The organism is Rhodococcus sp. WB1, from assembly GCF_001700945.1.
Taxonomy (GTDB): Bacteria; Actinomycetota; Actinomycetes; order Mycobacteriales; family Mycobacteriaceae; genus Rhodococcus; species Rhodococcus aetherivorans.
The window spans coordinates 5511337-5535724 of sequence record NZ_CP015529.1 but is presented as its reverse complement, the minus strand read 5'-3'; the positions used below and the strand labels follow the sequence as shown (position 1 = coordinate 5535724).

The 24388-nt window shown below is 69.6% G+C and carries 24 protein-coding genes; 7 read left to right on the top strand and 17 right to left on the bottom strand.

The genetic code is table 11. From position 1 onward, the window contains the following. Nucleotides 1–128: 128 nt before the first annotated feature. Nucleotides 129–419 carry a hypothetical protein gene (locus A4U64_RS24830; RefSeq protein WP_029546754.1) on the bottom strand — a complete coding sequence of 97 codons (291 nt, stop codon included), beginning with the start codon at nt 417–419 and terminating at the stop codon, nt 129–131. Beyond that, entirely contained in the window at nt 416–901 is a 486-nt protein-coding gene (locus tag A4U64_RS24825; RefSeq protein WP_065923268.1) for a hypothetical protein, read from the bottom strand. The genes A4U64_RS24830 and A4U64_RS24825 overlap by 4 nt, the downstream gene beginning before the upstream one ends. Nucleotides 902–1384: 483 nt before the next feature. On the opposite strand from A4U64_RS24825, the gene A4U64_RS24820 reads away from it, so the two are divergent. Next, entirely contained in the window at nt 1385–1627 is a 243-nt protein-coding gene (locus A4U64_RS24820; RefSeq protein WP_232334212.1) for a hypothetical protein, read from the top strand. A gap of 748 nt (nt 1628–2375) precedes the next feature. Here A4U64_RS24820 and mhpA read toward each other — a convergent pair. Genes mhpA through A4U64_RS24795 form a run of 5 tightly spaced genes read right to left on the bottom strand, consistent with a single transcriptional unit; the run spans nt 2376 to nt 8221 of the window. Continuing rightward, the gene (gene mhpA / locus A4U64_RS24815; RefSeq protein ID WP_065923266.1) at nt 2376–3917 is read right to left on the bottom strand and encodes a bifunctional 3-(3-hydroxy-phenyl)propionate/3-hydroxycinnamic acid hydroxylase MhpA; all 1542 of its coding nucleotides are present in this window, start codon (nt 3915–3917) and stop codon (nt 2376–2378) included. After that, a complete protein-coding gene (locus A4U64_RS24810; protein ID WP_065923265.1) occupies nt 3914–4270 on the bottom strand; it encodes a DoxX family protein in 357 nt (118 codons plus the stop codon). Before A4U64_RS24810 ends, mhpA begins: the two co-directional genes overlap by 4 nt. Then, the gene (locus tag A4U64_RS24805; protein WP_065923264.1) at nt 4267–6156 is read right to left on the bottom strand and encodes an acyl-CoA synthetase; all 1890 of its coding nucleotides are present in this window, start codon (nt 6154–6156) and stop codon (nt 4267–4269) included. Before A4U64_RS24805 ends, A4U64_RS24810 begins: the two co-directional genes overlap by 4 nt. Continuing rightward, nucleotides 6153–7091 (bottom strand): fumarylacetoacetate hydrolase family protein, encoded by a 939-nt coding sequence (locus tag A4U64_RS24800; protein ID WP_006947532.1) that lies wholly within the window; start codon nt 7089–7091, stop codon nt 6153–6155. The genes A4U64_RS24805 and A4U64_RS24800 overlap by 4 nt, the downstream gene beginning before the upstream one ends. Continuing rightward, nucleotides 7088–8221, bottom strand: a complete 1134-nt coding sequence (locus A4U64_RS24795; protein WP_029546760.1) for a VOC family protein — start codon at nt 8219–8221, stop codon at nt 7088–7090. The genes A4U64_RS24800 and A4U64_RS24795 overlap by 4 nt, the downstream gene beginning before the upstream one ends. A gap of 141 nt (nt 8222–8362) precedes the next feature. On the opposite strand from A4U64_RS24795, the gene A4U64_RS24790 reads away from it, so the two are divergent. Beyond that, nucleotides 8363–9025, top strand: a complete 663-nt coding sequence (locus A4U64_RS24790; protein WP_029546761.1) for a TetR/AcrR family transcriptional regulator — start codon at nt 8363–8365, stop codon at nt 9023–9025. A 107-nt stretch (nt 9026–9132) separates the two neighbouring features. Here A4U64_RS24790 and A4U64_RS24785 read toward each other — a convergent pair whose 3' ends face one another. The 3 genes from A4U64_RS24785 to A4U64_RS29095 all read right to left on the bottom strand — a co-directional run bounded on the left by A4U64_RS24785 (nt 9133) and on the right by A4U64_RS29095 (nt 10970). Then, entirely contained in the window at nt 9133–9507 is a 375-nt protein-coding gene (locus A4U64_RS24785; RefSeq protein ID WP_029546762.1) for a helix-turn-helix domain-containing protein, read from the bottom strand. An 86-nt stretch (nt 9508–9593) separates the two neighbouring features. Continuing rightward, complete coding sequence (locus A4U64_RS24780) at nt 9594–10421, bottom strand: alpha/beta fold hydrolase (protein ID WP_029546763.1); 828 nt, start codon at nt 10419–10421, stop codon at nt 9594–9596. Between the two features lie 423 nt (nt 10422–10844). Further along, on the bottom strand, nt 10845–10970 hold the full coding sequence (locus A4U64_RS29095) for a hypothetical protein (protein ID WP_257785075.1): 126 nt from the start codon (nt 10968–10970) through the stop codon (nt 10845–10847). A gap of 134 nt (nt 10971–11104) precedes the next feature. Here A4U64_RS29095 and A4U64_RS24775 point away from each other — a divergent pair, with 134 nt between their 5' ends. After that, the gene (locus A4U64_RS24775; protein WP_065923263.1) at nt 11105–11992 is read left to right on the top strand and encodes a spermidine synthase; all 888 of its coding nucleotides are present in this window, start codon (nt 11105–11107) and stop codon (nt 11990–11992) included. Between the two features lie 4 nt (nt 11993–11996). Here A4U64_RS24775 and A4U64_RS24770 read toward each other — a convergent pair whose 3' ends face one another. Further along, nucleotides 11997–13025 carry a PHP domain-containing protein gene (locus A4U64_RS24770; protein ID WP_065923262.1) on the bottom strand — a complete coding sequence of 343 codons (1029 nt, stop codon included), beginning with the start codon at nt 13023–13025 and terminating at the stop codon, nt 11997–11999. A gap of 39 nt (nt 13026–13064) precedes the next feature. Between A4U64_RS24770 and A4U64_RS24765 the strand changes: the two genes are divergently transcribed. Then, the gene (locus A4U64_RS24765) at nt 13065–13727 is read left to right on the top strand and encodes a SanA/YdcF family protein (RefSeq protein ID WP_170914002.1); all 663 of its coding nucleotides are present in this window, start codon (nt 13065–13067) and stop codon (nt 13725–13727) included. A 9-nt stretch (nt 13728–13736) separates the two neighbouring features. Then, entirely contained in the window at nt 13737–14408 is a 672-nt protein-coding gene (locus A4U64_RS24760) for an SDR family oxidoreductase (RefSeq protein WP_065923261.1), read from the top strand. 7 nt (nt 14409–14415) lie between these two features. On the opposite strand, the gene A4U64_RS24755 is transcribed toward A4U64_RS24760, so the two are convergent. The 5 genes from A4U64_RS24755 to A4U64_RS24735 form a co-directional block, all read right to left on the bottom strand. Then, the gene (locus A4U64_RS24755) at nt 14416–15438 is read right to left on the bottom strand and encodes a DUF6777 domain-containing protein (RefSeq protein WP_084648698.1); all 1023 of its coding nucleotides are present in this window, start codon (nt 15436–15438) and stop codon (nt 14416–14418) included. Between the two features lie 51 nt (nt 15439–15489). Further along, entirely contained in the window at nt 15490–16776 is a 1287-nt protein-coding gene (locus A4U64_RS24750; protein ID WP_050036488.1) for a hemolysin family protein, read from the bottom strand. A gap of 145 nt (nt 16777–16921) precedes the next feature. Continuing rightward, nucleotides 16922–17305 (bottom strand): nuclear transport factor 2 family protein, encoded by a 384-nt coding sequence (locus A4U64_RS24745; protein ID WP_050036209.1) that lies wholly within the window; start codon nt 17303–17305, stop codon nt 16922–16924. 127 nt (nt 17306–17432) lie between these two features. Continuing rightward, nucleotides 17433–18446, bottom strand: a complete 1014-nt coding sequence (locus A4U64_RS24740; RefSeq protein ID WP_029546770.1) for a hemolysin family protein — start codon at nt 18444–18446, stop codon at nt 17433–17435. Then, entirely contained in the window at nt 18439–19809 is a 1371-nt protein-coding gene (locus A4U64_RS24735; RefSeq protein ID WP_050036210.1) for a hemolysin family protein, read from the bottom strand. Before A4U64_RS24735 ends, A4U64_RS24740 begins: the two co-directional genes overlap by 8 nt. Nucleotides 19810–20101: 292 nt before the next feature. Here A4U64_RS24735 and A4U64_RS24730 point away from each other — a divergent pair, with 292 nt between their 5' ends. Beyond that, complete coding sequence (locus tag A4U64_RS24730) at nt 20102–20917, top strand: alpha/beta hydrolase (RefSeq protein WP_006934383.1); 816 nt, start codon at nt 20102–20104, stop codon at nt 20915–20917. 30 nt (nt 20918–20947) lie between these two features. On the opposite strand, the gene leuS is transcribed toward A4U64_RS24730, so the two are convergent. Continuing rightward, entirely contained in the window at nt 20948–23827 is a 2880-nt protein-coding gene (gene leuS, locus A4U64_RS24725) for a leucine--tRNA ligase (RefSeq protein WP_050036211.1), read from the bottom strand. Between the two features lie 104 nt (nt 23828–23931). Between leuS and A4U64_RS24720 the strand changes: the two genes are divergently transcribed. After that, nucleotides 23932–24336 carry an SdpI family protein gene (locus tag A4U64_RS24720; RefSeq protein WP_006934385.1) on the top strand — a complete coding sequence of 135 codons (405 nt, stop codon included), beginning with the start codon at nt 23932–23934 and terminating at the stop codon, nt 24334–24336. Nucleotides 24337–24388: the final 52 nt, after the last annotated feature.

The following is a 24388-nucleotide window of genomic DNA, read 5'->3' as shown; positions in this document are numbered from 1 at the left end:
CCATCCAGGACAAGGCGATCATGTCCGTCCATGGTGCCTCGCACCGCTGGATCTCGCCGCACTACTCGTGCGCCGGGCAGGGGCGTCTCGGCTCGGCCGCGGCGCATGCTGTGACCGGCGTCCGTGCGTCAAGGCCGGGTCTGCCGGGCACGCAGGGCGGCGATCATACGGTGGAGTTCACCGAGGGTGACCCACAGTCTGCGTGCTTCGTCCTCGAATCGTTGGGCACTGACCGCGAAGCCGTGCCGTTGTTCATCGGCGGCGCAGTGCTCAGCAAAGTTGATCCGCACTGTGACCTGCTCGAACTCTCGCTCGAGCACGCCGAGAAAGAGCTGAGCCTGTGCCCGGTCGGCACGGCGGGCCGCAGCCTCGGCATCGGCTGGCCCCACCGGGCCGGGGCGGACGGATGCGATGATCATGAGAGTTCGAGGGTCGCGTCGCGGACCATGTCGAGTGTGCTGGCGTGCGAGGAGCCGGTCGGAGTGCCCCCAACAGTGTGGAGCAGCAGGGTCACGGTCGGGCGCGGGTAACGGTAGCGGGCGCAGGCCGCATCAAGGCACTCCTCGATCACGGCACTCACCTCGCGTTGCTCCAATGCCGCAGCCGCAGGAATTCTCGTGTCCGCGATGGTGATCGCCAGTTGACTCAGTAGCACACCGTGGCGGCGCCGGATGTGTTCCATCGCGGCGACCGCACGGTCGATACACGCGTCCAGGCAGCGTTCCCCGGCCCCGGGAGTCTCGAGTGCGCAGCACATCCCCGCCAGGCGCAGGTGCTGTCGGTGCAACACCCGCTCGACGCCGGCATCGATCGTGCCGACGTCCGCGGCGCACTCGGACACGTGGATCCAGACGTTCTGCTTCGGCCGTGATCGGGCGTACAGGTGCCAATGGGCGAGCATTGCGGACCTTCTCCTTGATCAGGTGGCCCGCGCCGTTGCGGGTCCTTCCACCCATACCGCCGCCGAGGATCGAAACGGATGCGTCTTGACGCTTTCCTTATGCTCTGGACCGAAAGTTTGATGCGGTGCTTACTCATCACCCAGCTTCGCGGGGCCCGTGGCGCCCTCGCTCGGAATGGGGGCGACTGTCGGAGGCTCGGAGCGTTCGGCATGCAGATCGGAATATTCGAGCATCGGAGCGCATCCCGTGCCGGCGGTCGGGTTCGATCGAGCGATTCAGGAGAAGCGAATCGGGGGGCAGGCCACAACGCGGTGTGCTGTTGCCCGCCGTGACGGGCACAGGGCGGCGGCTCCTCGGTCCGGAGGCGTAGAGATTTCGCAAGGATCCGACGGCGAGTCTTCCCTGCCGGGTCGGGACGGGCCGATGCTCGTTGGTGGTCGAAACCCGTCGACGCGAAGGAAGGATACGTGCGCGTGAGCGACATGCTGACCACGTGGATGCTCCTCGGGGCGTTCGTGACAGCCGCCTTGGTCATCCGCTACCTCAACACCGCTTCGGACCGGCCGACGGCCCGGGCACCGCTGCGCTATGTCCGTCGCCCGCCGGTGCCGCCTTCTGGGATCCCGGTGGTCCGCTACTGCTCGCCGGCTCCGGCCGCAGAGCGGACTCGACTGCAATTCCCGCCGGCCGACGACGATGTGCTGCTGCTGATCGCGGTCGGATGACCACCCTCGTGCCGCTGTGCGCGATCGGCGTGTTCGTCGATTTCACCCTTGCCCAAACGGCGATGGTGCGGCACTGATGGTGCACGCGTGGGCCCGGGTGGCGCATGCGGATACTGCTCAGTGGTACGGGTACGGTCCTGGCCGGCACCGCCGGTGCCTGGCTCCTCGCGGTTGCTTTGCCGCTGCTGGTGGCCGGGATGTGCACGGTCCGCCGGACGTTCCGGCATCGCCGGTACGTGTGCCGGTGGCCGATGCCGTCGTCTGCCACACCCGCAACCGTCTCGCCTCGGTCCACGCCACCCCGTGCGAGCGTGACCTCTCACTCCGATCGGAGAATCCCGATGTTCGACGCTCTTGCCCCCGTCCTGTTGCTGATCGGCGTCCCCACCCTCGTCCTGCTGACAGTTCGCCGCCTCAACCTCCGCGACTGCCGGCACGAGCCACCTGCCGACAGCCCGCATACCGGAGGCCGCACCGTAGGGTCGGAACCGCCGCACGGCCCTACCGACCCACATCCGCCGGGGTCTCGACGGACCCGCCACACGCCCCCGCGCGGGTGCGGTCCGTCGGTCGCCGATGGGGAGTGTCCTTATCGGACACTCCCTGTCGCGACAACCACACCACCGGTCCGAGTCGGCAAAGCGCGGGGGAATCGGGTCGGAATCGAGGATGACGTGGCGTGAGCACTCGGCGGCCGGCAGCTCGGAGCATCCGCACGCGTGCGCAGTGGAGACCCGTCAGGGGTGGCTCACTGTGTGAGGAACGTTGGCGAGTGGTCGGTGTGGAAGCGGGGCAGGGCGGCGCAGAGGGCGGACAGGTCGTTGCCGCTACGAAGGACGGTGCCGTCGGGCCGGACGATGACAGCGCGCGCCCGGCCGCGGCGTAGCCAGCGGTGCAGATCGGTGTCCGGCCGAGCCAGCAGGACTGTGCCACCCCGTTGTTCGATGGCGGTGCGTTCTTCCGGCGTCGGGGAGACGGAGGTGACCACCGCGAACCGGCCGGCGACGACCTCGGCGAATCGGCGACCCTCGTCGAGGACCGGATTCGGGATCAGGCGGCCCGCTCGGCTTCTGCGTAGTCGGGGTCGCTCGATGAGACTGGAGCGGCGGAGAGCCGGGGTCTCGTTGTCCATGATCTTGTCGCTGAGGCCCGGCACGCGGTGCAACAGCGGTAGGGCGACGCGGCGGATGAGATTACCGAGTTCGCCGCCCTCGGTCATGGCCATTCCGACGAACTTGGCCCGCCGGATCAGCGCCAGTGCGTGGGGCTTGCGTTCGATCTCGTAGGTGTCCAGAGCGCTCTCAGGCAGATCCCCGCGGAGGACGCCTGCAAGTTTCCAGGCGAGGTTCATCGCGTCCCGCATCCCGGCCCCCATCCCCTGTCCGATGAAGGGCGGTGTGAGATGGGCGGCGTCGCCCAGCAGAAACACGTGCCGGTCGCGCCATCGGTCCGCGATTCGGGCTCGAAAGGTATACTCGGCCAGACGGACCAACTCCAGGTCTTCGGCCGGTGTGTTCCTTGTCCATGGCGAGATGAGGGGATGCAGTCGGGCCATTTCGCGATAGTCCTCGGCGCTCTCACCGGGATTCAGACGGAACTCCCAGCGGTAGCGCGTTTTTCCGATCCGCATGTACGTTGCCGCGCGCACGGGGTCGCACACCTGGTGCACGCCCTCCCACTCGCCGAGGTCTGCGGTGGTGGCGACGTCGACAACCAGCCAGCGTTGTTCGAACTTCAGATCCCGCATCGTTGCCTGAATCTGTTCTCTGACCATGCTGTTGGCGCCGTCGCAGCCCAACACGTATCTGGTCCGTACCGATTCGTGCACGCCGGTGCTTCGGTCGGTGAAGTCGACGCGAATGCCGCCGGCCTTGTCGTGGGCCAGCCCGGTTACTTCGACGTCGCCGCGCAGAGAGGCCCCTGGGTACCGTTCCAGATTGGCGCGCAGGATCTCCTCGAACTGCGGCTGATCGAACATGTTGGCCTCGGGGTAGCCGTGTACGCCCGGACCGGGGTCTCGGTGGAACTCGGTGAGAATTCGCATGTTCCGGTCGAGGAGCCGCAAACCGAGGCACGGCCGGGAGATCGCCGCGAACTCGTCGGCGATCCCGAGGTGCGCCAGGATCCGGTGAATCTCACCGTCGAGGTGGACCGCCCGCGGCTGCGCATAGACGCCCTCCCAGCGCTCGAGTACCAGGCACTCGACCCCGTGCTGAGCAAGCAGCGTGGCGACGGTCAGTCCGGTGGGTCCGGCACCGACGATGACGACCGGGACAACCCGCTCGCTCATCGGATCGATCCGAACAGGACGGCGAGGTAGGCGAGGATCAGCGCGCTGACGAGGATGGCGGGCGTCATCTCACGCAATCCATCTCCGTTGCGTACGTGCGTAACGACGGCCCCTGCCATCAGGAGCAGGAGCCCGACGCCGGCCGCGGCGCCGAGCGCCGGTACGAGTCCGCCGAGCAGGAGACCGGCTGCACCGGCGACCTCGAGCGCACCGATACCCCGATACGTGCTGACGGAAATACCGACGTGGGCTGCCCGTTCCCGCATCGGCGAGGTTGCCGCCATCTTGCTCACGCCGAGCAGGAGGTAGAGGACTGCGAGCGAGACCGCCAGAACTAGGGATGCGGTAATCATTTGCGCACCATTACCTTCCAATTGATCGCATATCGGTCCAAGATCGCCTTGACCGCCGGTTCGCCGGCAGATCCGTCGATCTCGACAGTGGCAAGAATCGAACCGTCCGCTACGGACGCATGGATGCTGTCGACCCCTGCGATGGTGGCGAGGGCCTGCTCGAGCTCGCGCCGTGTCGCGTCCGCGCGCAGTGCGAGCTTGTAGGGCTTGCCTACCGCCGTGACAGGCAAGGCGTGGAGGATGGTCACCGTTCTGGGTGCCGCGGCCCGTTCGGGGACACGCTCACCCGCCCAGGCTTGCAGCTCATCCTCGGTGATGCCGGCGTCTGCGGCAACGGTGACGTACGCGACGGGCACTTCGCCCGCGTGGGCATCGGGTCGTCCCACCGCGCTGACCGCGGTGACCTGCGGATGGGCCAGTAGGGCGTCTTCGATGACCGCTGGATCGATGTTGTGCCCGCCCCGGATGATGATGTCCTTCGCGCGTCCGACCAGGTAGATGAAACCGTCGCTGTCGACGCGCGCCAGGTCGCCGGTATCGAGCCACCCGTCGACCAGTTTGCCCATACCGTCGAGCACGTGTCCGTGTTCGTCGTGGGCGACAGCGTAGCCGGCGAACACCGTCGGACCGCTGATGGCCAGCACGCCGGTCGTTCCGGTGGGCAGGTCTTCCCAGCTGCCGTCTTCGCGGACGCGTACCACTTTGACCTGCTGATAGGGCATCCGTAGGCCCACCGCGCCGGGTCGCGGCGCGTCGGTGAAGCTGCGTGCACTCGCGCAGGTTGCCTCCGTCAGGCCGTAGCCTTCGAGAAGGGGCACACTCGTGTGTTCCCGGAACTTCTCGACGACCGCAGTCGGCAGAGGCGACGCTCCGACCATGGCGAATCGCAGACTACTGATATCGGCGTCGACCGGGCGCTCCGCAAGGGCCGCGTATATGGTGGGCACCGCGCTCATCGACGCGATGCGGTAGTGCTCGACGATCTTCCAGAATTCGCTGAGCAGTACCGGGTCGCGGTAGCCGAGCGGGCCGGCCCACACCACACCCTGGCCCTTGAACAGCGGTGCCAACAGCGTGACCATCAAGGCATTGACATGGAACAGCGGCAGGGCGGCGAATACCACGGAGTCCTGGTCCCACAACGAGTTCGCGGCCAGCATCCAGGAATTGGCGACCTCGTTGTCGTGGGTGTGGGCGGCCAGCTTCGGAACACCGGTGGTACCACCGGTGTGAAACAGTGCCGCCATGTCGAACCCACGAGGGGGATCACCGGCGAAGCCGGAGGAGTCGATGTCGGCCGACAGCGCACCGAAATAGCCGATCCGCACTCCGTCGACTTCGGGCAGGTCCGCAGGGACGCCGGCGGCACCGGTGGGCCTGAGGGCCAGCACTGCATCCACCCCTCCGCTCACGGCAATCTCGTGCGCGACCTCCCATGTGTCGGCCGCAAGTTCCGGACCGGCCGCGACGAGTACCCGGGCACCTGAGCGGCGTAACAGTTCAGCGATGTGCTGCTGCGACTGTGCCGCGTTGATGGGGGCAGCGATGCCGGCAAGCTGCGCGGCGAGAGTCGCGGGGATCAGTTCGGCGCAGTTGGGCGCCATCAAGGCGACCGGGTCGTGGCGCCGCACGCCCAGACGATGGAGCAGGTTCGCGTAGCGGTGAACATCGTCGAGTAGTTCGGAGAAACTGCGCTGCAACGGCTCCCGCCACCGTGCGGCGTCCGGGAGGACGGTGAGCGCGAGGCGGTCCGGCCACATGCGGGCCGCTCGGGTGAGCAAGGCATAGGTGGACTCCGGAAGCCCCCGATCTCGCAGCGGCACGGCCTCGATCGCCGTCACATCCGTGGGCGCTGCGTACCGCGGCCACAGCAGGTCGGTGGTCATCGCGCGTACCTCACCACCGTGCGCTGCCGCCCCAAGTCGATCGTCCCGTCGTCTGTGGCGACGGTGGCTTCGATGACGTCGCCGTCCTGCAGATAGTTCGAATTCCGGGCCTGGCCCGCAAAGAAGAGCTTCCATTTGACGGCCGGCGGCAGCAGGGAGGAGAGGATTTCGATCGGCTTCGGTGGGGCGCTCAGCGCCGTCCCGACCGGTGTTCCGGTCAGCAGCAGGTCTCCGGCATCGAGGCGTTGGAACCGGGTCAGCGCCTGCAGAGTCTCGGCCGGCTGGTAGATCATGTCGGCAACGGTCATGTTCTGGCGAGGCTCACCGTTGACCCAGAGCCGCAGGCGCAGGTCGGTGAACCGCTTCAGTTCGTCGGCATCGAGCAGTACGAGCGCGGGGCCGACCGGGGTGAACGTCGGGTACGACTTGGCCTCGTAGAACTGCGTTTTGGGAAGCTGGACGTCGCGCGCGGAGATGTCGTTGGTGACAACCAGGCCGGCGACGTGATCGGCGAGGGTGTCTGCGGTGACCGTGGTGCCGACGGGGAGTTCACGCCCGAAGACGAGCCCGATCTCCACCTCGTAGTCCAGTAGCCGGACATGGGCAGGACGGATCACGTCGTCGTGGGGACCGCCGATCGAACCGGATGCCTTTCGGAAGAAGGTCAACGGAATGGTGTCGGGGTTCATCCCCGCGTCCTTGACGTGCGAGGCGAAGTTCGTCATCTGTGCGACCACACGGCAGGGGGCGGTGACCGGGGAGAGCAACGAGAGGGTCTCGACGGGCACGGTGCCCTCGCTGGACGCCGCTGCCTCGACGGCTGGTCGGTCGGCCAGCAGTTGAGCGGTGGTGGTGGCCTCGGTGTCTACCCGGGCGGCACCCGTCGGTGTGACGACCCACCAGGCGTCGGCGGTGCGGAGGACAGAGATGGTCATGAGCTGGCAACTTTCAGAAGGCCGCGTAGGCGGTGGAGGTCGAATTCGTTGTCGGCGCGCAGCGCGAGGGCGATGGCGCGCAGTTCCTGGAGTGAGTCCCGACCGGGGCTCAGTCCGAGGAAGTCCTTGGTGGCGGGCGGCCCCCACTGGGCCAGTCCGGACGCGGTCATCGGTGCCCAGCCCGCCTCGAGCGTGTTGTCGAAGAGATCGCCGTCGCTGAAGTGCTCGACCATGAATCCGTCGGGGTCGCGCCAGTAGTCGAAGATCTGGCTGCCCTGGATGTGCCGGCCGATGCCCCAGGACCGGCGGTAGCCCCGGTCGAGCAGGTACTCGCCTCCCGCCGCGAGGGAGTCCAGGTCGGCGACCTGATATGCCGAATGCACATAGCGGTTGGCCGGGCCGAGAACCATCGCGAGAGTGTGATGGTCGGTGGGCGTGGCACCCCGGTCGCAGCGGATGAAGCTCATGATCGGGCCCCGGGCCCGTTGCCCCGGGTAGTAGAGGAAGTCGCTGACGATCAGTCCGAGGTGCTCGAGGTACCAGTTGAGCGTTTCGAGGTACTTCGTCGTCTGGAGCACGACGTGACCGAGCCGTTGCACGGTGGCCGGCGCGCGGGGTGGCCGCTGGGTGGCGTTCACCCGCCCGCGGTCGTGTCCGAAATTGAAGTGGAGCGGAGCCTGGGCGGCCAGCGCCGGCAACTCGAACGTGTCGGACACCACGCGGACTCCGAGAGCGCTTGGATCCACGAGATCGACAGCGATCCCGCCGAGGCTCTCGGGGAGGGGCACGACCGCACCTCCGACCGCGTCCGCGAGTCGCAGCACGTCGGTCGAGTCGGCTGCCCGGAAGGCGGGACCGACGAACCGCGAACGCGGGCCTCGGCGGATGAGCACGCAGGGCGAACCGGGGTCTGTGCCGCGCAACTGTAGTTCGTGCGCCGTTCGGAGCGCCGTCGCAAAACCGAAGGCATGGGCGAACGCCTCCGCCCGATCGAGGTCGGGCTTCTCGAACTCCAGCCACGCGAGGTCGAACACCTTGATGATCGGCTCGGCGGCCTTCCCCCGGTGCTCGCCCGCCAGCGCGCCCTGCTCACTGTGCAGTCCGGAATGCGGGTCATGGTGGACACTCATGGACCACTCCCTTCAAGTTATGACGATATCGTCACTTACGAAGATATCGTCAGTCAAGAGTTTTTGAGGAATTCGTCACAATTGATGACGCGCCGTAGGGTAAGGCCAGGTCGGACGGATCAGAGAGAAGGGCACGCAGGCATGACCGAGCAGAACACCGATGCACCGAACCGTCTGGACCGGCGCAAGGCGCGCACCCGCGCCGCACTCGTACGCGCAGCCCAGTCGTTCATGGCGGCAGGGAAACCGACCGCCCCGATTCTCGAGATCACCCAAGCCGCAGATGTCGGGATGGGGTCCTTCTACAACCACTTCCAGACCAAAGAGGAGCTCTTCCACGCTGCCGTGGAGGAGGCCCTCGACCGCCATGGGGCGGTGCTCGACGAACTGACCGCAGATCTGGACGACCCCGCCCAGGTCTTTGCGCAGAGCTTCCGTCTGACCGGACGCCTCCATCGCAGGAATCCCGAGCTGAGCAAGGTTCTGCTCAGCAACGGTCTGAGTCTGATCGGCTCGGACAAGGGCCTGGCGCCGAGAGCTCGCCGGGACATCGAGGCAGCTGCCCGGTCGGGCCGGTTCAGCGTGCGCGATCCCGAACTGGCCATGACAATCGCAGCAGGCGCCGCGCTATGCCTGGGTCAACTGCTGCACGACCACCCCGAACGTGACGACGCGGAGGCCACCGACCAGGTCACCGAGGACCTGTTGCGCATGTTCGGCGTCTCGGCCGACGAAGCCCACGAAATCTGCCGACGCCCCTTACCCGACGCCGACTATCAGCCCCCAGCCGCAACCGCCACATAGCTCGTCTGCTTCGTCAGGATCGTCGGCAGGCGCGGCATCCCACCCGCCGTGATCTGGAACCTCGAATCCTTGGTGCGGATCGACTGCCGAGCATCACGCGGCGAGGACTAACTGCGGCGGCGCGGGCGAGGAACCGGACCCGCCATCACCATGGCGTCGTAGATCTCCATCAGGGCGCGTCGCTGTCGAGGCGCGAGGGCCGGGTCGGCCTCGAGGGCGGCTTCGATTCGTGCACGTGCGTCGTCGCCGTCGCGGTCGCCTGCGGGAAAGCCGGCCTGCTCGTAGAGAATGTCGGCGCTGATGTTCAGCGAGCGTGCGATGGCATCGATGACGGTTGCCGAGGGGGCGCGCAGTCCGCGCTCGATCTGCGAGAGGTACGGATTCGAGATCCCGGCCATCTCGGCGAACTGCCGCAGGGTGAACTTGTTGAATTCTCGCTGCCGTCGGATGATTTCCCCGAGCTGTGCCGACGGTCTCCTCATACTCGCGAGTTTACTGACACGCTCGGGGCTGAACACACGCTCGAAGCCCGTGGAACAGGTGCGCAGTATCGCAGGGCACGGCCGGCTCAGTCCTCATCGAGGAAGTCCCCGATGAGCTGCGCCGCCCGGGCGGTCTCCTGGAGCACGCACAGGTGGCTGCCCCCGTCGATGATCTCCAGGCGGCCGTGAGGGACGGCCTTGGCGATGATTCGGCCGTTGACGGTCGGCACGAGCCGATCGTCGCTCCCCGCGATCACGAGCACGGGCATCGGCAGGTGGCGCAGCCACGGTCGACTGGTCCACTCGAAGGCCGCGCGGAGCTGGACGACATGGCCCCGCAACGACGGCCGGCAGTCCCGGCGGATCTCGAGGTGCTCGTCGAGGAGCGCGGGATCGTCGACGATCCCCTCGCCGTAGATCAGCGGGGCGACCTTGCGGAAATACGCCGGGGAGTAGAAGCTCACCGGGTTGAAGACGGCGGTCAGCGCCCTCGGCGGGCTGGGCATGCCGCCCAGGCCGCAGTTCGTCGAGGCAAGCGCGAGCCTCTCGACGCGTCCGGGACTCCGGCGCGCCAGCTCCTGCGCCACCATCCCGCCGAACGACAGGCCGAGCACGCCGGCCGAGTCGATCCCGAGGTGCTCGAGGAGATCATCTATGACGCCCGCGTGCTCGCGGACGCCGAAGCGGCCGCGGGGGACCGAGGAATGCCCCGAGCCCGGCGGGTCGACCGTGATGGTTCGAAACCGCCCGAGCCGGGCCTCGAGTGGACGCCAGAACTCCAGGGGGAGGCCGATACCGTTGATCATCAGCAGGGCCGGCCCGTCGCCCCGGACTCGGTAGCGGACACGCAGCCCCGCCGTCTTCATGAACTGGGGTTCTTCCAGCGTCGAAGCGCTCGGCGTCTTCTTCTGCATTGGATGACCGCCTCTCGGTTGACCCCGCGCCTGGAGTGCAACGCGACTGTGAGACAGATTACCCCTCGGGGTGCTTGCTTGCAAGCTTCACATCAGCTAGATAGCTACCAGGCCCGCCGGGCGGGGGCGGTCGGCGGGCCGCAGCCCGGCCGCGTAGAGGCATTGTCGGACAACATATCCGACATTCCGTGCGCTCACGTAGGCCCTCACGCGCGACACCGGCGATGCACCATGAACCCGATGACACAGAGCGGGACACGCCGTGGGCGGCGGGAGGGGGCGTTCCCTTTCGCCGATCACCGGATCGGGTCCTCACGCGACGGTCGAGGCGGTCCTCCCACCCCGTCCGGCGGCAGCGGTCGCCGCCTCCATACAGCTGTAAACCACTGTCGCACAACAAATCCCGTTCTTGAACGCAGACAACTACCGCGCCCATGTGCTGCCGCCGATGCGGCGCGAGTTGTCCACCGACCGCCGACGCCACAACTCGTCGTCGTAGATCTTCTCGTAATCGGTCTCTTCCCAGTACTTCTCGCGCCGATACAGCAACCCGAAGAAACAGTCGGTAGTCCTTCGCGTAGGCGCGCTCGGTTCCCTCGGCCAGGAACCCTCGGAGCGCGCCGACCGAGCGCGCCCGGGGACCGGATCCCGACGGCCCTCGCGGCCCGGCTACCCTCGATGTCATGGGCAGGCAGCGGGAGCGTCGGGCCGCGCCGGGGTCCGGTCGCGGTCCGGCCGAGGGCATCTACGACATCGACACCGGCACCTGCGAGCTCGTCAAGGACCGGTACCTGCCGGACGGCTGGGTGCTCGAGGTCAACGGGGTGCCCAGCTCCCACATCGATCTCGCCGATCCCACGCTGCTCGAATTCGAGTACATGCGGTGGATCGCGCAACTGCTCGAATCACAGCGGCCCCGGGACGAGCGGCTGCGCGTACTGCACCTCGGCGGAGGGGCCTGTTCCATGGCCCGCTACCTCGCCGCCACCTATCCGAACGCGCGGCAGGTGGTGGTCGAGATCGACGGCCGGCTCGCCGAACTCGTCCGGGACTGGTTCGACCTGCCCCGTGCCCCGCTGCTGCGGATCCGGGTGGGGGAGGCGCGGGCGGTCCTCGCCTCGCTGACCGACGCGACCCGCGACGTGATCATCCGCGACGTCTTCGCGATCAACCGGACGCCCGTCGCGCTGACCACGGTCGAGTTCACCCGGCACGCCCGCCGGGTGCTCGATGCGGGCGGCGTCTACGTCGTCAACTGTGGTGACACCCGGGATCTGACCACCGCCCGGCGGGAGGCGGCCACCATCGGCAGCATCTTCGAGCACACCGCGATCATCGCGGATCCGGCGATGCTCAAGGGCCGCCGCTACGGCAACATCGTCATCGCCGGCAGCGACGCACCGCTCGGGCAGTCCCCGGCCCTGGCCAGGGACCTGCTCGGCGGGGGAGTGCCCGCCCAGGTCTGGACCGACGCACAGGTCCGCCGGTTCGCCGCCGACGCCCGCGTCCTCCTCGACGCCGAGTGCCGACCGCCGGCCACGGTCCCGGCCGACGAGGTGGCCACCGGCTGACCCGTCAACCTGTCCGGCCGGCGGTCCAGGCGAGCAGGTCATCGACCGGCCACGTGTTGATCACGTCCCCGGCCTCGACCCCGCGTTCGGCGGCCCGTTCGCAGCCGTACCCGATCCAGTCCAGCTGTCCGGGCGCGTGCGCGTCGGTGTCGATCGCGAAGCGGCAACCGAGATTCAGTGCGAGGTCGATCAGCCGCTCGGGCGGGTCCTGCCGCTCGGGGCGCGCGTTGATCTCCACCGCGGTGCTGTGGTCGCGGCACGCCGAGAACACCGCCTCGGCGTCGAACCGCGACTCCGGGCGGGTGCCGCGCCCACCCTGCACCAGCCGGCCCGTGCAGTGCCCGAGCACGTCGACGTGCGGGTTCTGCACCGCCTTCAGCATCCGCTTCGTCATGACCGCCCGGTCGGCCCGCAGATTCGAGTGCACGCTCGCCACCACGACGTCGAGTTCGGCGAGCAGACCCTCGTCCTGGTCGAGGGTGCCGTCGTCGAGGATGTCCACCTCGATCCCGGTGAGAATGCGAAAGGGGCGGCCGCTGTCCGCGAGGACGCGGTTGAGGTCGGCGACGACCCCCAACTGGGTGCGCAACCGCTCGGCCGTGAGCCCGTTGGCCACCTTCAGCCGGGGGGAATGGTCGGTGAGCGCGCAGTATCGGCGCCCGAGTGCCGCGGCGGTCCGCATCATCTCGGCGATCGGGCTGCCACCGTCCGACCAGTCCGAATGCACGTGGAGATCGCCCTGCAGGGCCTCCAGCAGTTCCGCACCGCCGCGGCCGATCGGCTCGGCCTCCGCGCGCAGTTGCTGCAGGTACGCGGGCACCCCGTCGAAGGCTTCCCGGATCACGGTGGCGGTCTTCGGGCCGACGCCGGCGAGGGCGGTCCAGCTGCCCGTACGGCGCCGTGCGGCGCGCTGCTCGGGGCTCAACCGGGCGACGACGTCGGCGGCGTGGCGGTAGGCCTTCACGCGGTAGCTCTCGGCCCGGTCGCGTTCGAGCCAGAACGCGACCTCCCGCAGGGCGTCCACCGGGTCCATGCGTCCATTCTCGCCACGGCGGTCCGTAGCGTGGGGCACATGCGCACAAATGCGAGGTGGCGGCGGACGGTGACCGGAACCGCGATCGGGGTGGCCGGAGGGACGCTGGCGCTGGCCGGGGTCTCGGCCCGGGTCGCGGCGCCCGCGGCGGGGCGGCTGTACACCCTCGCCGACGCGCCGACGGCGCCGGTGGTGATCGTGCCGGGTGCCCGGGTCCGGAACGGATGGCCCATGCCGATGCTGCGCGGGCGCCTCGACGTCGCCGTCGCTCTGCTCGCGGACGGCCGCGCCCGCAGCGTGCTCGTCTCGGGCGACGCGGGGGGCCGGTCCGGGGACGAGATCGCGGCGATGACCGGCTATCTGGTGGCGCACGGCGTGGGACGGGAAGTGATCGCCACCGACCCCTACGGGCTCGACACATACGACACCTGCCATCGCGCCGCACAGGTCTACGGCGTGACGACGGCCCTGATCGCCACCCAGGACTTCCATCTTCCGCGGGCCGTCGCGCTGGGGCGGCGCGCAGGGATCGACATGGCCGGCGTGGTGGCCGGGTGCGACTGCCGGCTGCGCACCCGGGTGCGCAACGTGCTGCGCGAGTATCTGCTGTCGCGGCCGAAAGCGCTTGTGGAGATGCACTTTCCGCGGCCGCCGCGCGTGGGGTCGGCCACGGACGGCACGTCGACCGGGATCCTCGCCTAGGGTCGTCGCATGCGACCTTCAGCCCTGATCACCGGTGGCGGCCGCGGCGTCGGCGCCGCCATCGCCCGGGAACTCGCCCCCAGCCACGACCTGCTGCTCGGGGGCCGGCGCGCGGAGTCGCTCCGGGCGATCTGCGAGGAGATCCCGGAGGCGGTGCCGTGGCCGGTCGACCTGCTCGACCACGAGGCGGTGGCCACGGCCTGCTCGGGCATCGACCGGTTGGACGTGCTGGTACACAACGCGGGCCTCGCCGAGCTCGGGACGATCGCCGACGGCGGAATCGCGCAGTGGCGGGAGATGTTCGAGTCGAACGTGGTGGCGGTGGTGGAGCTGACGCGTCTGCTCCTGCCGGCGCTGCGGGCCGCGAACGGCCATGTCGTGCTGCTCAACTCGGGGGCCGGGCTGAACGCGAAGGCCGGCTGGGGTGCGTACGCCGCCAGCAAGTTCGCGTTGCGCGCGTTCTCCGACGTCCTGCGGCAGGAGGAGCCGGCGCTGCGAGTGACATCGGTGCATCCTGGCCGGATCGACACCGACATGCAGCGTGCGATCGTCGCGAGCGAGGGCCGGATCTACGAACCGGAACGTTTCCTGAAGGCGTCGACCGTGGCGCGCGCAGTGCGCCAGGCGGTCCAGACACCGGCCGACGCGCACCCGACGGAGATCGTGCTGCGGCCCCGCTGAGCCGTCGTCAGAACGGCAGCGGAATCACGACCGGCGCCCCGTTCGGCAGCTGGATGCGGATCTGCGGTGGTGGCGGCGGGGCAGGCGCCGGCGCCGGTGCCGGGGGAAGCGGCTCCGGCGCAGGCGGCGGGGGAGGCGGTGGTGGTGGTGGTGGTGGCGGCGGCGGCGGCGGTGGCGGCGGTGGTGGCGGCTCCGGGGGTGGCGCCGGGGCCCGCGGCGCGGGCGCCGCAATGTCCACGTCCGGCACCAACGCGGGAGACGGTTCCGGTGCGGGCGGCGGTACCGGGTCGATCGCCCCGGGTGCCGGTTGCTTGGGGCCGGCACCGATGGGCACCGCCAGCAGATTGCCGGTGGTGACGTCGACGACGGTCAATTCACCGACGGGCGCCGCACCCGGCTGCACCACGAACAGCCGTTCCTCGTCGAGGCCCGACCAGCCCTCGCCTTCGAGATCCTGACCCGAGGACAGGACGGGGGAGAGCAGCGGGCTCCCCGGTGCACACCGCACGCGGGGGACGCCCCGGTCGTCGACGAGAACGACGGTTCCGGCCTCGAGGACGGACTGCACGGGCACCGCACGCCCGCCGCGATACTCGTGATCGGTGACCCGGGTGTCCGCACGCAGCAGCACCGGCGTCAGTGTGCGCAGGTATCCCCGGGCGTCGGCGACGTCGAAAACGTCGAGCCAGGCCTCCTGCTTGGCCGGGTCCTGCTCGAGCGTGCCGGCGAGCCGCTCGCGGTCGCACAGCTCGCGCTCCAGGCTGCCGCCGTAGAGCCCGGTCCGGTCTCCGGACACCGTCACCGGGCCGTCGTCGGGAACGGGAAGCTCGGCCTGCGGTGCCGGTGGAACGGCGACCGGTACCTGGTCGGGCAGGAGCAGGACGCTCCACGGATGCTCACCGCGCGACGTCGCGAGGTCCAGGCGTACCGGCTCGGTTCGCGACGGACCGTCCGTGGAGCATCCCCCCACGGCGAGCGCAGTCAGCGCGAGTACCATCCCGAATCCGCGCGCAGCGGTGCCGGCGGCCACCCGCCCATGGTAGGCGGAACCCCTCCGCATCTCGGGTGGTTTCGGTCGGCTTCAGCCCTCGGGCGTCAGCCGGAGGCGGGCGATCCGACGGCCGTCCAACTCGCTCACGGTGAGGCGATGGCCGTCGACGGTGATGCTGTCGCCGAGTCGTGGAAGGCGCTGGAGGCGGTGCAGCATGCACCCCGCGACGGTCTCGTAGGGGCCTTCGGGCAGCCCGATCCCGGTGGCGCGTTCGAAGTCCTCGACGATCAGCAGACCGTCCACCTGCTGTGTTTCGGGCTGCGCCGGAGCGGGCGTGACCGAGGCCTGCTCGGTCGGTTCGAACTCGTCGCCGATCTCGCCGACGATCTCCTCGACGATGTCCTCGAGCGTCGCGATCCCGGCGGTGCCGCCGTACTCGTCGACGACGAGGGCGATCTGGTCGTTGTTCCGGCGCATCAGCGACAGTGTCGCGAGTGCCGGTTTGGAGCCGGGCAACGAGAGGATGGGCCGGCACACGTCGGCGACGGTCGAGGCGTTCGCCGGATCGGCGAGCAGCAGGTCGCGCAGGTGCACGAAGCCCACGACGTCGTCGAGCGACGATCCGACGACGGGGTACCGGCTGTGCGTACCCGCCAGCGCCTGTTCGCGCGCCGCCGGGATCGCGGTGTCGGCGGGCAGGAAGTCGACCTCGGTGCGCGGGCGCATCACCTCGAGCAGCGATCGCTGTCCGGCGTCGAACACCTCCGCGAGCACCGTGCGCTCGTCCTCCGGCACTGCCGAATGGCCGAGCAGCAGTTCGCGCAGCTCCTCGTGGGTGATCTCCTCGCTCCGGCGCGCCGGGTCGGCTCCGAGCAGCCGGACGAGTCCGTCGGTGGAGACCGACAGCAGCCGGATCACCGGTCGCATCAGGGTGGCGAACCGGTCCAGGGCCGGTGCGGTCAGCAGCGACACCCCGGTGGCCCGCTGCAGGGCGATGCGCTTGGGGACGAGTTCGCCGAGCACCAGGGAGAGGTAGGCGATCACGAGTGTGGTGCCGATGAGGGCGGCGGCGCTCGCCGCCGCGGCGGGCAGCCCCCACGACTCGAGGGCCGGGGCGAGGTTCGGTGCGATGGTCGAGGCGCCGTAGGCAGCGGAGAAGAACCCGGCCACCGTGACGCCGATCTGCACCGCGGACAGGAAACGGTTGGGATCCTTCGCCAGCGCGGCCGTCCGGCGGCCGCGCCGGCCGCGTTCCTCGAGTGCACGAATCTGACTCTCGCGCAGCGACACCAGGGCCAGCTCGGTGCCGGCGAAGACGCCGCCGATCAGGACGAACACCAGGACCAGCAGGATGTCGACGAGCGCCGACCCGGTCATGGCGGCCACCCGGGACCGTCGGCCATGTCGTGTCTCCTCACCGGGAAGACGCGGGATACGGCTCCCAGTCTAGAAACGCGGCGGCGGTTCGGATACCGATCGCACGGCCTCCGGAGGGGGATGTTCCACGTGAAACAGTTCGGGTTCAGGAGGCGGGGAGGGTCTGCATATCCTCCTGGCTCCAGTAGGCCTTCATGCTCGTGATCCGCGCGTCGTCGTCGAAGGTCATGACGTCGATGACCTCCATGACGAGATCCTGCTCACCGAGGTGGGTGGTGAGCCGGAACAGGAAGGCCGCGTTGCCGGCGGCGATCTTCAGGGTGAGCAACTCGCCGGTCTGGGTGAGCGGCTCGATCATCGAGTAGAACTCACGCAGGGACGCCTCGGTGGTGCGAACGTCCGTGCCGATCGGGTCCTCGACCGTGGCACCGGGGGCGTAGAGGGCGAGCACCTCGTCGGTGGTCCCTTTCGCGACCGACCGGATGTAGGACTCGACGGTGGCGCGGATCGCGGCGGGAGTCGGGGCCATGCGAAAACCTCCGTTGCTAGAACGTGTTCTAGCAACGGAGGTTAGCAGCGCGCGCCGGGACTGGGAATGCCCGGCGTTGCCGCCGCTGCGCCCTCGGCCCGCGCACCGGGACCCCCACGCCGGGGGATCAGGCCCCCGCGTCGGCCGTCGGGAGCAGGCGTTCGAGGACGTCGGCGAGGGTGATCAACCCGACCACCCGGCCGTTGTCGGTGACGGTGGCCAGGTGGTTGCGGGTCTCGCGCATGGTGCGCAGCGCCTCGTACACCGGCACCGCCGTCTCGAGGGTCAGCGCCGGGCGCATCAACTCGGCGGCGGTCACCCCGTCGGCGGCGTGCAGGCTGTCGCGCACGTGCACCACCCCGTCGACGTGCCCGTTGCCCCGCACGAGCAACCGCAGGTGCCCGGTGCGCCGGGCGGTGTCCCGGATCTGCGCGGCGTCCGCGTCAGGGGTGACACTGCTCGGGCGGGCGTTGGGGCGGACGATGTCGCCGACGGTGAGGGCCTCGAGTTCGAGCGCGCTGGTCAGGTGCCCGTGGTAGCGCTCGTCGAGGGTGCCGACGGTGGCCGAGTGCTCGACCAGGTGCCGCAACGCATCCGGGTCCTGTCCGGCGCCGACCTGGTCGACCGGGACGACACCGACCCGCCGCAGGCACCAGTTGGCCAGGTGGTTGAGCTGCACGATCACCGGCCGGGTCAACCACATGAACGCGCGCATCGGGAGCGCGAGCATGGTCGCCGACTTCTCCGGGTGCGCGATCGCCCAGGACTTCGGGGCCATCTCCCCGACCACCAGATGCAGGAACGTCACGATGATCAGCGCCAGGACGAAGCCGGCGACGTCGGCCAGCCAGAGCGGAGCGCCCCAGTCCTCGAACACGGGAGTGAGCCAGTGGTGCACGGCGGGCTTGGTCACCGCACCGAGGGCCAGGGTGCACACGGTGATGCCGAGCTGGGACCCGGCGAGCAGGACCGACAGCTCCGAGGCGCTGCGCAGCGCCGCGCGGGCGGCACGGCTGTGCGGGGCGGCGTCCTCGAGGCGGTGCCGGCGGGCGGCGATGAGCGCGAACTCGACCGCGACGAAGAAGGCGCTCGCCGCGATCAGTCCGACGGTCACGGCGAGCACGATCCAGGGATTACTCATCGCCGGTCACCTCGCCGTCGGTGCGCACGGTCACCAGCACCGAGGACGGCACGCGCCGGTCGATCTCGCGGACCTCGGCGATCAGCGTCCGCGCCGGGGGTGCGCTCTCGTGCACCAGATCGGCCGGGTCGGGCTCCAGCGGGATCGCGACGGTGTCGCCGACGGCGGGCAGGCCGCCGAACTCGGCGATGACCAGGCCGGCGAGGGTTTCGTAGTCGCCCTCGGGCAGCTCCTGGTCGAGGGTGCGGGCGACCTCGTCGAGGTGCACGTCGCCGCGGATGACCCAGCCCGCACCCTGGCGGGTGATCACCTGCGTCTCGACGGCGGTGTCGTGTTCGTCGGCGATCTCCCCGACGAGTTCCTCGGCCATGTCCTCGACGGTGACGACGCCGGCGAAGCCGCCGTACTCGTCGACCACCAACGCCATCTCCTCCTGCCCCTCGGTCAACCGGGCCAGCACATCGGGCAGCGGCAGCGTCGTGGGCACGATCACCGCGGGCCGGCACACCGTCCCGGCCGTCCCGGTCGTCGCGTCCAGGGCGAGCAGATCGTGCAGATGTACCACCCCGCGCAGGTCGTCGGCGGAGAAGCCGACGACCGGGTACCGGGTGTGGCCCTCGCTCATCCTCGCCAGCACCCGCGTCACGGGTTCCCCCGCGCGGACGTAGTCCACGCGGGCACGCGGAATCATGGCGTGCTCGGCGGTGCGGGTCGGGAAGTCGAGGATCCGGTCGAGCAGGGTCGACAACTCCGTGGGCAGATCGCCGGCGTCGCGCGATTCGGCCACGATGTGCTCGAGGTCGCGGACGGTGGCCGAGTGCTCCACGTCGTGCACGGGTTCGATCCGCAGCGCGCGCAGCAGCAGGTTCGACGAGGCGTCGAACAACCTGATCAACCAGCCGAACAGCTTCAGGTAGAGCGTGGTCGACAGCGCCAGCCATCGAGCGACCGGCTCGGGCCGCGCGATCGCGAGGTTCTTCGGGAACAGCTCCCCGAAGACCATCTGCACCACGGTGGAGAACAACACCGCCAGCACCGTGCCGACCGCCACCCCGACCGCGGTCGGGATGCCGACACCACCGAGGAGCTCCCCGAGGCCGCTGCCGATGAGCGGTTCGGCGACATAGCCGACGAGCAGGCCGGTCACGGTGATGCCGAGCTGAGCGCCGGAGAGCATGAACGAGGTGCGGCGGGTGACCGACAGGGCGCGGGCCGCGGCGGCGTCGCCGGCTTCGGCACGCGCCTTGAGCCGGGACCGGTCCACCGCCATGTAGGCGAATTCCTGGGCCACGAAATAGCCGGTCAGGGCCGTGATGGCCAGGACCACGAGGATGCCGACTGCGATACCGACGACGGTCAGCACGGTCGGCTCCGAGGGGCGGTGACGGACGGGGCGTCACTCGGGGGCGGGGAGGGTCTTCGAGGTTTGCGCTTGGCGCGTCTCATGGCTCTCTCTGCAATAGACGACGACTTCCTGTCACAGAATACGACGAATCGGGCCGCCGACGAGTTCCCTCGTGCGGTGCCGACCCGGTCACAGGGGTCGGGCACCGCACGACGACGCGACACCCGGGCGACGACGGCGCGAATACCGCGCCGGAGCCGTCGGCAGTGCTTGGCTGTTCTGGCAGACGGCCACATCGTGAGGAGCCTCGATGAGCGACACCACCGCTTTCCCCCTGCCCGGGCACGCCGGCACCCTGTCCGCCCGGTGCTGGGTCCACGACGACCCGCGGTACGTCGTGCTGCTGTGCCACGGCTACGGCGAGCACGCCGGCCGCTACGAATACGTGGCCACCCGACTGATCGCCGACGGTGCCGTGGTCTATGCCGTCGACCACGCCGGGCACGGGCTCAGCGAGGGGGAACGCGTCCTGATCGGGGACTTCGAGAAGGTCGTGGACGACTTCCGTCTGCTCGACGTCAAGGCCCGCAGCGAGCACCCCGGCCTGCCGGTGGTGCTCGTCGGGCACTCCATGGGCGGGCTGATCGCCGCCCGCTACGCCCAGCGCTACGGTTCCGAACTGACCGCGGTGGTGCTGTCCGGCCCGGTGCTGGGCCGCTGGCCCGCCCTCGAGGCGATGCTCGCGGCGGAGGAGATCCCCGACGCACCCATCGACCCCGCGACGCTGTCGCGCAACCCGGAGGTGGGCCGCGCGTACGTGGACGATCCACTCGTCTGGCACGGCCCCTTCAAGCGGCCCACCGTCGAGGCACTGCAGCGTTGCCTCGACGCCGTCACCGGGGCAGGCACCGTCGGCGACGTGCCCGTCCTGTGGCTGCACGGCGAGGACGACCAGCTCGTCCCGCTCCCGGGCAGCCGCGAGGGCTGGGCCACGTTTGCCGGACCACGGTCGACGTCGAAGGTGTATCCCGGGGCACGGCACGAGATCTTCAACGAGACCAACCGTGACGACGTGCTCGACGACGTCGTCGATTTCGTGCGTGGGGTCCTTCCGGATCGGGGGTGATCCGAAAGGACACCACGGCGGCGCAGCCGCCTACTTGACCACGTTCACCATCTTGCCCGGTACGACGATCACCTTCCGCGGCGCGGCACCCTCGAGGAGGGCGGCGATCTTCTCGTCCGCGAGCGCCGCGGCCTCGATCGCCTCCCGGTCCGCGTCGGCCGGCACGGTGATACGGCTGCGCACCTTGCCGTTGACCTGGATCGGGTACTCGACCGTGTCCTCGACGAGCCACTTCTCGTCCGCCACCGGGAACGGACCGTGGGCCAGCGACTCGGTGCGCCCGAGCCGCGACCACAGCTCCTCGGCGAGGTGCGGGGCCACCGGGGCCAGCATGAGCACGAGCGGCTCCACCGCCGTCCGCGGCGCCCCGTCCGGGTACGCCTTGGTGAGGTGGTTGGTGTACTCGATCAGCTTGGCGATGGCGGTGTTGTCGCGCAGGCCCGCGTAGTCGTCGGACACGCCCGCGATCGCCTTGTTGAGGGCGCGCAGCGTCTCGTCGGTCGGTTCGGCGTCGGTGACCCGCAGCGCGCCGGTCTCCTCGTCGATCGCGGCCCGCCACACCCGCTGCAGGAACCGCTGCGCCCCGACGACGTCCTTCGTCGCCCACGGCCGGGACTGGTCCAGCGGGCCCATCGACATCTCGTACACACGCAGCGTATCGGCGCCGTAGTCGTCACAGATCTGGTCCGGCCCAACGGAATTCTTCAGGGACTTGCCCATCTTCCCGTACTCGCGGTGGACTTCCTCACCCCGGTGGAAGAACTTCCCGTCGCGCTCCTCGACCTCGTCGGCGGGCACGTACACGCCGCGCGAATCGGTGTACGCGTACGCCTGGATGTAGCCCTGGTTGAACAGGCGCCGGTACGGCTCGGACGAGGTGACGTAGCCGAGGTCGAACAGCACCTTGTGCCAGAACCGCGCGTACAGCAGGTGCAGCACGGCGTGCTCGACACCGCCGACGTACAGGTCGACCCCGCCGGGGTCGTGCGGGCCGTGGATCTGCGGGCGCGGACCGGTCCAGTACGCCTCGTTCTCCTTGGCGCAGAACTCGTCCGGGTTCGTCGGGTCGATGTAGCGAAGCTGGTACCACGAGCTGCCGGCCCACTGCGGCATGACGTTGGTGTCGCGGGTGTAGTGCTGCAGCCCGTCGCCGAGGTCGAGTTCGACGTTCACCCACTCGTCGGCCTTGGCCAGCGGGGGCGACGGCTCCGAGCTCGCGTCCTCGGGATCGAACGACACCGGTGCATAGTCCTCGACGTCCGGAAGTTCCACCGGCAGAGCAGATTCCGGCAGAGCGTGCGGGTTGCCGCCGGTGTCGTAGACAATGGGGAACGGCTCTCCCCAGTACCGCTGCCGAGCGAACAGCCAGTCCCGCAGCTTGTACTGGATGGTGCCGGTGCCCGCACCCGACTCCTCGAGCTTCGCGACGACCGCCTTCTTCGCGTCGGCGACGCTCAGCCCGTTGAGGTAGCCGGAGTTCACGAGCGCCCCGTCGCCGGTGTACGCCTCCTCCGAGATGTCGCCGCCCGCAATCACTTCCACGATCGGCAGGCCGAACGCGGTGGCGAACTCCCAGTCGCGCTGATCGTGGCCGGGCACGGCCATGATCGCGCCCGTGCCGTACCCGGTGAGCACGTAGTCCGCGATGAACACGGGCAGCGACTGCCCGTTCACCGGGTTGACGGCGTAGGCGCCGAGGAAGACGCCGGTCTTCTCCTTGCTCTCCTGCCGCTCGAGATCGGACTTCGCGGCGATCGACGCCCGGTAGGCGGCGACGGCCTCGGCCGGGGTGGCGGCGCCACCGGTCCAGCGCTCGTCGACACCCTCCGGCCATGCAGAGGCGACGATCTCGTCGACGAGTGCGTGCTCGGGCGCCAGCGTGACGTAGGTCGCGCCGAACAGCGTGTCGGGGCGCGTGGTGAACACCTCGATCGTGGCATCCGGACGGCCGGCGGCGGATTCCCCGGCGCCTGGCTCGCCCCGGACGGCGAACGTCACCTGCGCCCCGTGCGAGCGCCCGATCCAGTTGCGCTGCATGGTCTTGACCTTCTCGGGCCAGTCCAGGTACTCGAGGTCGTCGATGAGGCGGTCGGAATAGGCGGTGATCCGCATCATCCACTGCTGCAGGTGCTTGCGGAACACCGGGAAATTGCCGCGCTCGGAGCGGCCCTCGGCGGTGACCTCCTCGTTGGCCAGCACCGTGCCCAGACCCGGGCACCAGTTGACGAGGGAGTCCGAGCGGTACACCAGCCGGTACTCGTCGAGGGCGGCGAGCCGCTCCGCCTTCGACAGCGACGCCCAGTCGCGTCCGTCCGCGAGCGCGCGGGTGCCGGCGTCGAGCTCGGCGGCGAGCTCGTCGATGCGGCGCGCCTTGTTCTGCTCCGGGTCGTACCAGGCGTTGTAGATCGTCAGGAAGATCCACTGGGTCCAGTGGTAGAAGTCGACGTCCGTCGTCGCGACCGAGCGGCGCTCGTCGTGGCCCAGCCCCAGCCGGCGCAGCTGCCGCTGCATGTTCTCGATGTTCGCCTCGGTCGTGGTGCGCGGGTGCGTGCCCGTCTGCACCGCGTACTGCTCGGCCGGCAGCCCGAACGCGTCGTAGCCCAGCGTGTGCAGGACGTTGTGGCCCAGCATGCGGTGGTACCGGGCGTACACGTCGGTGGCGATGTAGCCGAGGGGGTGACCCACGTGCAGGCCCGACCCGGACGGGTAGGGGAACATGTCCTGCACGAACAGCTTGTCCTCGGGAACGTCGCCGGCGAGCGGGCCGACCGGGTTCGGCGCGTTGAACGTGCCGCGCTCACGCCACAGATCCTGCCAACGCCGCTCGATCCGGCCGGCGAGATCGGCGGTGTATCGGTGTTGCGGGGTGGCGTCGGACGACGGTGTGGAGGGCTGCGCAGGACGAGTCACGGTGGTCGCTATCTACTTGGCTGACGTCATTTACCTCCGACCAGGGTAGAGCCTGGCCCGACCCGGCCCGACCAGCGGCTGTGCCTCCCACGTATCCTCGAGGGGTGCTGATCGTCGCCATCGTCTTGTTCGTGCTCGCTCTCGCCGTCGGCGGGATCGCCGTCGCCGGACTGACCGGGCGGCTGCCGCGTAACCGGTGGGCGGGCGTGCGCACCGCCGACGCCCTGCGCGACGAGACGACGTTTGCCCTGGCCAACAAGGTCGCCGCCCCCAGTCAGCTCGGTGCGGCAGGCCTGCTCGTCCTCGGCGGCGTGGGCGCGCTCGCGCTCGATACGGTCCCGGGTCTGATCGCCGTCGTGGGTGCCGTGATCGCGGCCTTCTTCACCGCCGGTGTGGGCGGCTCCATCGGCGCCCGCGTCGCGGCGGCCAGCGCACCGGCCGAGACCGCCGGGTGCGGCACGTCGTGCGGGGCGTGCAGCCTGCGCGGCGCCTGCGAGCCGACCGCCTGAGCGCAGCGCACGGCGCAGGGTGACCGCCTGAGCGCAGCGCACGGCGCAGGGT

Bases quoted from the DNA above. Each gene is read 5' to 3' on its own strand.
- A4U64_RS24830 (WP_029546754.1), bottom strand. From the start codon at position 419: ATGATCATCGCATCCGTCCGCCCCGGCCCGGTGGGGCCAGCCGATGCC.
- A4U64_RS24825 (WP_065923268.1), bottom strand. From the start codon at position 901: ATGCTCGCCCATTGGCACCTGTACGCCCGATCACGGCCGAAGCAGAAC.
- A4U64_RS24820 (WP_232334212.1), top strand. From the start codon at position 1,385: ATGCTGACCACGTGGATGCTCCTCGGGGCGTTCGTGACAGCCGCCTTG.
- mhpA (WP_065923266.1), bottom strand. From the start codon at position 3,917: ATGAGCGAGCGGGTTGTCCCGGTCGTCATCGTCGGTGCCGGACCCACC.
- A4U64_RS24810 (WP_065923265.1), bottom strand. From the start codon at position 4,270: ATGATTACCGCATCCCTAGTTCTGGCGGTCTCGCTCGCAGTCCTCTAC.
- A4U64_RS24805 (WP_065923264.1), bottom strand. From the start codon at position 6,156: ATGACCACCGACCTGCTGTGGCCGCGGTACGCAGCGCCCACGGATGTG.
- A4U64_RS24800 (WP_006947532.1), bottom strand. From the start codon at position 7,091: ATGACCATCTCTGTCCTCCGCACCGCCGACGCCTGGTGGGTCGTCACA.
- A4U64_RS24795 (WP_029546760.1), bottom strand. From the start codon at position 8,221: ATGAGTGTCCACCATGACCCGCATTCCGGACTGCACAGTGAGCAGGGC.
- A4U64_RS24790 (WP_029546761.1), top strand. From the start codon at position 8,363: ATGACCGAGCAGAACACCGATGCACCGAACCGTCTGGACCGGCGCAAG.
- A4U64_RS24785 (WP_029546762.1), bottom strand. From the start codon at position 9,507: ATGAGGAGACCGTCGGCACAGCTCGGGGAAATCATCCGACGGCAGCGA.
- A4U64_RS24780 (WP_029546763.1), bottom strand. From the start codon at position 10,421: ATGCAGAAGAAGACGCCGAGCGCTTCGACGCTGGAAGAACCCCAGTTC.
- A4U64_RS24775 (WP_065923263.1), top strand. From the start codon at position 11,105: ATGGGCAGGCAGCGGGAGCGTCGGGCCGCGCCGGGGTCCGGTCGCGGT.
- A4U64_RS24770 (WP_065923262.1), bottom strand. From the start codon at position 13,025: ATGGACCCGGTGGACGCCCTGCGGGAGGTCGCGTTCTGGCTCGAACGC.
- A4U64_RS24765 (WP_170914002.1), top strand. From the start codon at position 13,065: ATGCGCACAAATGCGAGGTGGCGGCGGACGGTGACCGGAACCGCGATC.
- A4U64_RS24760 (WP_065923261.1), top strand. From the start codon at position 13,737: ATGCGACCTTCAGCCCTGATCACCGGTGGCGGCCGCGGCGTCGGCGCC.
- A4U64_RS24750 (WP_050036488.1), bottom strand. From the start codon at position 16,776: ATGACCGGGTCGGCGCTCGTCGACATCCTGCTGGTCCTGGTGTTCGTC.
- A4U64_RS24745 (WP_050036209.1), bottom strand. From the start codon at position 17,305: ATGGCCCCGACTCCCGCCGCGATCCGCGCCACCGTCGAGTCCTACATC.
- A4U64_RS24740 (WP_029546770.1), bottom strand. From the start codon at position 18,446: ATGAGTAATCCCTGGATCGTGCTCGCCGTGACCGTCGGACTGATCGCG.
- A4U64_RS24730 (WP_006934383.1), top strand. From the start codon at position 20,102: ATGAGCGACACCACCGCTTTCCCCCTGCCCGGGCACGCCGGCACCCTG.